A 2,008-nucleotide genomic window follows, 5' to 3' on the forward strand; every position below is an offset into this window, starting at 1 on the left:
ACGCTGTGCAAAAAATGGCAGGCACCAATAGAGCGGCATTTTTGGCAGTGATGGCGGAGGTAAAACAAGCGCTCGATGATGGCTGGTCGGCTCACTTGATTTGGGAAACCTTATGCGATGAAAAAAAAGTAGCTTGCAGCTATGCCACTTTTAATCGCTATATCAAGCGACTAATCGATCACGCTGCACCACCGCAGGCAAGCCTCCTTATCGCAGGTCAAAGCCAGCCAACGACCAATCCGAGTGCAGAAAACATAACCGTTGACCAAGACGCCAGCCCTTCAAGCGCGATCAGCGGCTTTAATTTCAACCCGACACCCAATAAAAAGGACTTACTCTAATGGCCAAGATCCACATGCTTTTGCAAGGTAAAGGTGGCGTGGGTAAATCAATGATTGCCGCGATCATCGCCCAATATCAAATCTCTCGTGGAGACACACCGCTATGTATCGATAGCGATCCTGTAAACCACTCGTTTGAAGGCTATACGGGGCTAAACGTCCAGCGCCTCAACATCATTGATGGCGACGAGATCAACAGCCGAAAATTTGATGATCTAGTTGAATTACTCGCCATGACCCGTGACGACGTGGTGATTGATAATGGCAGTAGCTCATTTGTGCCGCTCTCTAACTACTTGATTAGCAATCAGGTGCCAGAGCTATTACAGATGCTGCAACATGAACTGATCATTCATACCGTTGTCACCGGGGGGCAAGCATTTTTCGATACCCTTAACGGCTTCAAGATGCTGGCGCAACAACTTCCTGCCCCCACCAAATTCGTCGTTTGGCTCAATCCTTACTGGGGACCCATTGAATATGACGGAATTGGCTTTGAACAAACGAAAGCTTATACCGAACAAAAACAGCGTGTAGCAGCAATTATCCAAATTCCCGACTTAAAAAAGGAGACCTTTGGCCGCGACTTAAGCGACATGCTCCAAGCGCATCAGACATTTGATGAGGCACTGGCCGATAGCGGCTTACATATTATGACGCGGCAACGTCTTAAACTCATCAGAACCAATCTCTTTCAATTACTTGATATAGCCGCGGTGGTCTAATGGCAAACAGCGATAACATTGAGGAAATCATTCAACTGATTGCCGCTCGGCACGGGATTACAGTTGGCCGCGATGATCCTATCTTGGTGTTGCACACCATGAATGAACGCTTGCAGCAAGAGAGCCTACTTGCCCAGCAAGCACTGCTTGATCAATTTAAATCAGAATTAGAAGTCATTGCTCATCAGTGGGAGCTCGAGGCCAAAGGTAAAGCCGAACGTACACTCAATGCCGCTTTGGTGGTCAGTCAAGACGTTATGGCGCAAGAACTAAAAACAGGTGCGAGCGTTATCGTACAAAGCTGGCGGCGAGAACTGGATGACTACAGCGCCAGTTTGGCCGCATCGCTCAAAGGAGCGCGGCGAGTCGCCATGTTAAATATGCTCGCTGCCGCCTTAGCGGTATTAGCAGCCTTGTTAGCCGTATGGGCCATAGCTTAAGGCTTGGGCGTGACGGCCGAAAAAACGGCCGACTAAGCCGACGCCTTGGCCTTGCGGGGGCGCAGCCGCCGCTTCTTTAGCCTTACCTTTGCCAAAAATAACCTCGCGCCTAACCGCCTGCTGGCGTGGGCGTGACGGCCGAAAAACGGCCGACTAAGCCGACGCCTTGGCCTTGCGGGGGCGCAGCCGCCGCTTCTTTGGCCTTACCTTTGCCAAAAATAACCTCGCGCCTAACCGCCTGCTGGCGTGGGATTAGCAGATGCCCCGTAAACCCTCGCCCAATCGGGCGGGGATATAAGGGGAGCTAATCTGGTGTGTTCTGCGAACTCTTGTGCCATCGTGCCTGGACATCAATGGTATCACCTACGGCTGTTGCTCATATCACCCGTATGCTATAACTGGTTTTATAACCAGCCTGTGTTTTTAACCATGAAAAGAGCCACTAAGGTACGCCTTTATCCGACCGACGAACAAGCGGCATTCTTGAATGCCCAGTTCGGCG

At 50.6% G+C, this 2,008-nt stretch carries 4 protein-coding genes; all 4 read left to right on the forward strand.

The window, feature by feature from the left end; genetic code table 11:
- The coding region (locus ACRCZA_RS04435) for a TraK family protein (protein WP_438673265.1) at positions 1-341 on the forward strand (341 nt) is incomplete at its 5' end.
- On the forward strand, positions 341-1,066 hold the full coding sequence (locus ACRCZA_RS04440; protein ID WP_438673266.1) for a nucleotide-binding protein: 726 nt from the start codon (positions 341-343) through the stop codon (positions 1,064-1,066). The genes ACRCZA_RS04435 and ACRCZA_RS04440, both read left to right, overlap by 1 nt.
- Complete coding sequence (locus ACRCZA_RS04445) at positions 1,066-1,506, forward strand: hypothetical protein (protein WP_438673267.1); 441 nt, start codon at positions 1,066-1,068, stop codon at positions 1,504-1,506. The genes ACRCZA_RS04440 and ACRCZA_RS04445 overlap by 1 nt, the downstream gene beginning before the upstream one ends.
- A gap of 312 nt (positions 1,507-1,818) precedes the next feature.
- Positions 1,819-2,008 (forward strand): helix-turn-helix domain-containing protein (locus tag ACRCZA_RS04450; RefSeq protein WP_438673268.1); only part of this gene is annotated, 190 nt, incomplete at its 3' end.

The organism is Shewanella sp. (assembly GCF_051658185.1).
Taxonomy (GTDB): domain Bacteria; phylum Pseudomonadota; class Gammaproteobacteria; order Enterobacterales; family Shewanellaceae; genus Shewanella.